Source organism: Streptomyces sp. NPDC059785 (assembly GCF_042732375.1).
In the GTDB taxonomy this organism is placed as follows: domain Bacteria; phylum Actinomycetota; class Actinomycetes; order Streptomycetales; family Streptomycetaceae; genus Streptomyces.
In genome coordinates this window covers 115,301-120,569 of sequence record NZ_JBHWHV010000028.1, presented here as the reverse complement: position 1 = coordinate 120,569, position 5,269 = coordinate 115,301, and the positions used below count along the sequence as shown (strand labels likewise).

Genomic DNA, 5,269 nt, shown 5'->3' with positions numbered 1-5,269 from the left:
GGTTGAGTGACGTCGGCGCGCCCTTCCGCGCACGGGTGTGCCCGGTCGTGCCCGTTGCGTTGGCTAGCTGTGCATCAGTCGTTCGGTCAGTTCGCGGTAGTCCCGCAGGGTGAGCCGGAGTTGCTCGGTGTCGGCGGCGGTGGCCTTGGCCTCGCCGCCGGGCTGCCAGGACGCCCGCAGCGTACGGCGGCGCTGGGTGATCGCGTCCGCGAACCGGGCGGCGACCTCCTCCAGGACGTGGTCCGCCTCCTCGACGGCCGCCCGGGGTTCGTCCACGAACCCCCCTACCGCCTGCTGGAGTCGCACCGAGAACTTGTCCCACTCGTCGTGCGGGACCAGCGGCGCGTCGGCACCACCGGCCTCGTGTCCGAGCGAACGGGTTCCGGGAGCGGGGGCGGGGGCGGAGGTGGGAGCGGAGGCGGGGGCAGGGGTTTCCAGGGGCGTTTCCGTCCTGCCCTCCCTGGTCCTGCCCTCCGTCGCCGCGCCCGCGCTCGCGCCGAGTCCCGTCGTGGTGGCGTCGGCCGCCGTGCTCGCGTCGTCCTGCCGGGCGTCCGGAGCCAGGTTCGGCTTCGTCCTCGGCTTCGGGTTCGGGTTCGGGTTCGGGTTCAGTGTGCTTTCGTGGGGCTGCGTGCCTACGGGGTCCCGTGTCGTTCCCGCTGACTCCCGCGCGGCCGCGGTCTCGCGGGCCGCGGTGGTCTCACGGGTCAGGCTCTCGTGGCCCGGGGCGGTGGCCCGGCCCGCCGCCGCTGCGGTCGCCTCGGCCTCGCTGAGTCCCCGGTCCCGCTTCTCCGCGCCCTCGCTCGGCGGTGTCGTTTCCGGCATTTCTGTCAACTCCCCTTCGCCTGACGCCTGTTGAGTGCCCACGGCAGGTGGGCGTGGCCCTGCCCGTCGGACTTGGCCGTGGACCTGGCTCCGGGCTCGAGCCCGGGCTTGAGTCCGGACCTGGTCTGGTTCCTGGTCGCCGTCGAGTGCTCGGTCACGGGGTCGCTGCCGTCCTTGCCCGGCTGCGCGAGCAGCGCCTCGAAGAGGGCGCGGGCCTGCACCAGGGACTCGCGCAGTTCCTCGGTGCCCGTCCGGTCGCCGGTGCCGTCGCCGGGCGTGTGCACGGCCCGGTGCACCCGGCGGTACCCGTGGACGTGGTGCCCGTGGTGCACGGAAAGTGCCTCGAACTGCTCCTCGTAACGGCCGCCGTCGGGGAAGCCGCGCTCGCCCGCCAGCTCGGCGAGCAGCCGGTCGGCGTCGGTCACCGCGTCGCGCGGCGAGTCGACGAAGCGTTCCTGGACTGCGGTCCAGCGGGCGGTGTACCGCTCGCGGGCCGCGGGATCCAGCGGCCGCACGCGCAGCGTGCCGTGCCGCTTCACCCGCTCGGCCAAGTCGCGCTCGGCGGCCTTCGTGTCGCCGTCGTGCCGGGCGACCGCGCGGTCGTACTCGGGCCCGAAGCGCCGCTGGAGGCTGCGCCCGCCCTGCGGCCTGCGGGCGAGGAGGGTCAACGCGGCCGCGACAACGGCGACGGCCGCCACGATCACTATCAGAGCGATGATCACGCCTGTGGACATGGATGCCTTCCGATGGGTGCCTGCCTGGTGTTGTCAGCCCAACGGGCCTGTTTCACCTTCGGGTTGCCCCGGACTCGCGCCTCAAACGGCACGGGAACGGTACGGCGGGAGCACAGGGGGTGTGAGAAACACGCTTGGGTAACGGGCAGTCAGGTCTGTCCCGTCCACTCAAGTGGTCAAGCCGTACGGTCGTGTCGTCCGCGTTGGCGCGTGCGGGCGTTCCGCGTCGCAGCCGCACAGTTCGGCGTTCAGTTCGTCGACGAGGCCGGTCAGGTCGGCGGGGCGGTCGGGGCCCCACCAGTCGCCCAGCAGCTCCGCCAGGGAGTCCGCGCGGGCCTCGGACAGCCGGCTCGCGACCTCGCGGCCGAGGTCGGTGAGGACGAGCTCGACGCCGTCGCGGCGGGCGAGACGGCGCTCCTCGACCTGCCGGACCGCGGCCATCAGCACGGCCGGCGGTACGGTGCCGCACTGGGCGAGCTCCGCCGGTTCGGTCCGGCCGCAGCGCAGGACGCGCAGCAGCAGCCAGCTCGCGGCGGGCAGCAGGTCGTACCCGGCCCGCGCGGTGATCCTCTCGTAGATCTCGCGGCGGCCCTCGCGGGTACCGAGGACCGACAGCGCCCGGCACACCTCGTCGTACGAGGAGCGCTCGACGGAGGTGCCGGACAGGGTCTGGCTCGCGTCGGGGGCGGTGACGGAGACCCGCAGCCGGTCCTCGCGCAGGAACCAGGCGAGGACGAAGCCGGCGAGGGCGACCGGGGCGGCGTACAGGAAGACGTCGGTGATGGCGGCGGCGTAGGCGTGCAGGACGGGGGCGCGCAGGGCGGGCGGGAGGCCCGCGATGACGTGCGGGTCGGCCTTGAGGGCGGCGGCGTCGAGGCCGGTGGGCAGTCGCCGGCCGCTGAGCGCGTCCGTCAGTTTGTCGCCCAGGCGGCTCGCGAAGACCGTGCCGAAGACGGCGACGCCGAACGAGGCGCCGATGGAGCGGAAGAAGGTGGCGCCGGAGGTGGCGACGCCCAGGTCCTCGTACGGGACCGCGTTCTGCACGATCAGGACCAGGACCTGCATGACCAGGCCGAGGCCCAGGCCGAAGACGAGGAAGAAGGCGCTCATCTCGGCGGTGCCGCTGTGCTCGTCGAGCTGGTGGAGCAGGAGCAGCCCGAGGGCCGTGACGGCGGTGCCCGCGACCGGGAACACCTTCCAGCGGCCGGTGCGGCTGACGATCTGCCCGGAGACGGTGGAGGAGAGCAGCAGTCCGATCACCATCGGCAGCATGTGGACGCCGGACATGGTCGGCGAGACGCCCTGGACGACCTGGAGGAACGTCGGCAGGTAGGTCATGGCGCCGAACATCGCGAACCCGATGACGAAGCTGATGACGGCGGACAGGGTGAAGGTACGGACCCGGAACAGCCGCGGTGGGAGTACCGGTTCGGCGGCCCTGCGTTCCACGGCGACGAAGGCGGCCGCGAGGAGCACGGCGACGGCCAGGACGGTGATGAGCTGGGGCGAGGTCCAGCCCCAGGTGTTGCCGCCGAGGGAGGCGACCAGGACCAGGCAGGTGGCCACGGCGGCGATGAGGAAGGTGCCGAGGTAGTCGATGACGTGGTGGGCGGAGCGGCGCGGGATGTGCAGGGCCGCGGCGATCACGGCGAGTGCGACGACGCCTACGGGCAGGTTGATGTAGAAGACCCAGCGCCAGCTCAGGTGCTCGGTGAAGAAGCCGCCGAGCAGGGGTCCGAGCACGCTGGTCGCGCCGAAGACGGCGCCGAAGAGTCCCTGGTACCGGCCCCTTTCGCGGGGCGAGACCAGGTCTCCGACGATCGCCATGGACAGCACCATCAGTCCGCCGCCGCCCAGCCCTTGCAGGGCGCGGAAGGCGATCAGCTCGGGCATGTTCCGTGCCATGCCGCAGAGCGCGGAGCCGATCAGGAAGATCAGGATCGCCGTCTGGAACAGTTTTTTGCGGCCGTACTGGTCGCCCAGCTTGCCCCAGAGCGGGGTCGCCGCGGTCGAGGCCAGCAGGTACGCGGTGACGACCCAGGAGAGGTGCTCGAGGCCCCCGAGGTCGCTGACGATGGTCGGCAGTGCGGTCGAGACGATCGTCTGGTCGAGGGCGGCGAGGAGCATGCCGAGCAGCAGGGCGCCGATGGAGACGAGCACGCTGCCGTGCGCCGCGCCGCCGTGCGTGACGCCATCCGTGCCGCCGTGCGTGACGCCGCGCGTGACGGCATCCGTGCCGCCGTGCGCGCCGCTGTCCGTGCTACCGGCATTCCGCTCGGCCGCCGCCCGGTCCGTCGTGTGCACACCGTCGCTCATCCGGACCTCCCGACTGCGGCGGACCCAGTAACTCGGTCTCCTTCCATCCTGGTCGGTGTGACCCGTTATGGCCTGTTCAGTCCTCTCGGCGGGCGGGAATCCTGGGGCCCGCGGGAGATTCTGTGCGCAAGATCTGGATAATCTCTGGAGTTCGTGAGGGGGAGGGACCACGCGTGAGCGGACCGAAGGGGCACGTCTGCCCCGAGTGCGGGGCGGGCCGGGAGCCGGACGGCACACCGTCCTGCGCCTGCACCCAGCAGGCGTCGGACGCCCTGCGCGACGCCCGCGAGGCGGAAGCAGCCGCAGCCGAAGACTTCGACCCGCTACGCATCCGGCCTTACGTGGCCATCGATGAACCATCAGCGCCCAGCGCTCCAACGAAGCCGACAGCCACGCGACCGGCGGGGCAGGCGGAGCCTGCCAGGACCACGGGGTCGACGGTTACGGGGCCTGGGACGCCGACGGCTGTCGGGCCTGCGGAGCGTGAGGCTGTCGGGGCCGACGGGGTGGCGAGGGCCGGCGGTGCCGAGCCGGGCTTCGGGGGCGGCCGGGCGTCGGACCCCTCGACCGGCGGGGCATCGGAGTTCGAGGCGGGCCAGGCGGGTGGAGCCCGGAGTGGTCGCGCGCCGGAAACCGGGGGCGGCCGCGCTTCGGGGCCCGGGGAGACTCCGGGCACGGGCACCGAGCGAGACCGGCTGCACGAACACGGGAGCGGACACGCTTCGGGCCCCGGTACGGGCCCGGCCGCGCACACCGGACAAGGGCCGCTGCCCGGCTCCGGGGACGGTCGGGCGACAGTCCCCGAGTCCGGCCCGACGCCGGGAACCGGGATCGGGCCGGTCGCAGGCATCCCGCAGGGCGGGACGCCAAGCGCTTCCGGTGGCCCAGGCGGCCCGGGGCAAGACCGGGTTACGGGCGGCGGGGCCGCCAGGGCCGACCGGGCCGGGCGGGATACGCAGCACCACGCCAGCCGCACGTCAGGCCGCGGCACCGGCCCCCTCCCCGGCCCCCCGCAGGGCCGCATGCCCGACCCCGGGCACGGCCGGACGCCCGACCACGGACCGGGGCGGATGCCCGGTCACGCGCAGGAACGAGGCCCGGAAGCCGTGACCGGAGACGCGGGGCACGCACCGGACCCCGGGCACGGGCAGACCGGACTAGTACCGGGCTCCGAAGCCGGGGCCGCGACACCACACTCCGCGCCCGGGCACGGGCAGGGGCAGGGGCAGGGGCAGGGGCAGACTGGGCGGACGCCCATTCCCGGTGCCGACGCCGCGACACCACACCCCACCCCCGGACACGGGCAGGGGCAGGGGCAGGGGCAGGGGCAGACCAGGCGGACGCCCATTCCCGGTGCCGACGCCGCGACACCACACCCCACCCCCGGACACGGGCAG

Annotated in this window: 3 protein-coding genes; all 3 read right to left on the bottom strand. The window is 73.7% G+C overall.

Annotation, left to right across the window (positions count from 1 at the left end; all coding sequences use genetic code 11):
• Window positions 1-63 precede the first annotated feature (63 nt).
• The 3 genes from ACFV6E_RS22140 to ACFV6E_RS22130 all read right to left on the bottom strand — a co-directional run bounded on the left by ACFV6E_RS22140 (window position 64) and on the right by ACFV6E_RS22130 (window position 3,872).
• Entirely contained in the window at window positions 64-822 is a 759-nt protein-coding gene (locus ACFV6E_RS22140; RefSeq protein WP_385163795.1) for a hypothetical protein, read from the bottom strand.
• Window positions 823-827: 5 nt separating this feature from the next.
• Window positions 828-1,556: a hypothetical protein gene (locus ACFV6E_RS22135; protein ID WP_385163798.1), complete on the bottom strand. Its 729-nt coding sequence runs from the start codon at window positions 1,554-1,556 to the stop codon at window positions 828-830.
• Between the two features lie 168 nt (window positions 1,557-1,724).
• Window positions 1,725-3,872 (bottom strand): DHA2 family efflux MFS transporter permease subunit, encoded by a 2,148-nt coding sequence (locus tag ACFV6E_RS22130; protein WP_385463843.1) that lies wholly within the window; start codon window positions 3,870-3,872, stop codon window positions 1,725-1,727.
• Window positions 3,873-5,269 lie beyond the last annotated feature (1,397 nt).

Coding starts and splice junctions, on each gene's coding strand:
- ACFV6E_RS22140 (WP_385163795.1), bottom strand. CDS start 822: ATGCCGGAAACGACACCGCCGAGCGAGGGCGCGGAGAAGCGGGACCGG.
- ACFV6E_RS22135 (WP_385163798.1), bottom strand. CDS start 1,556: ATGTCCACAGGCGTGATCATCGCTCTGATAGTGATCGTGGCGGCCGTC.
- ACFV6E_RS22130 (WP_385463843.1), bottom strand. CDS start 3,872: ATGAGCGACGGTGTGCACACGACGGACCGGGCGGCGGCCGAGCGGAAT.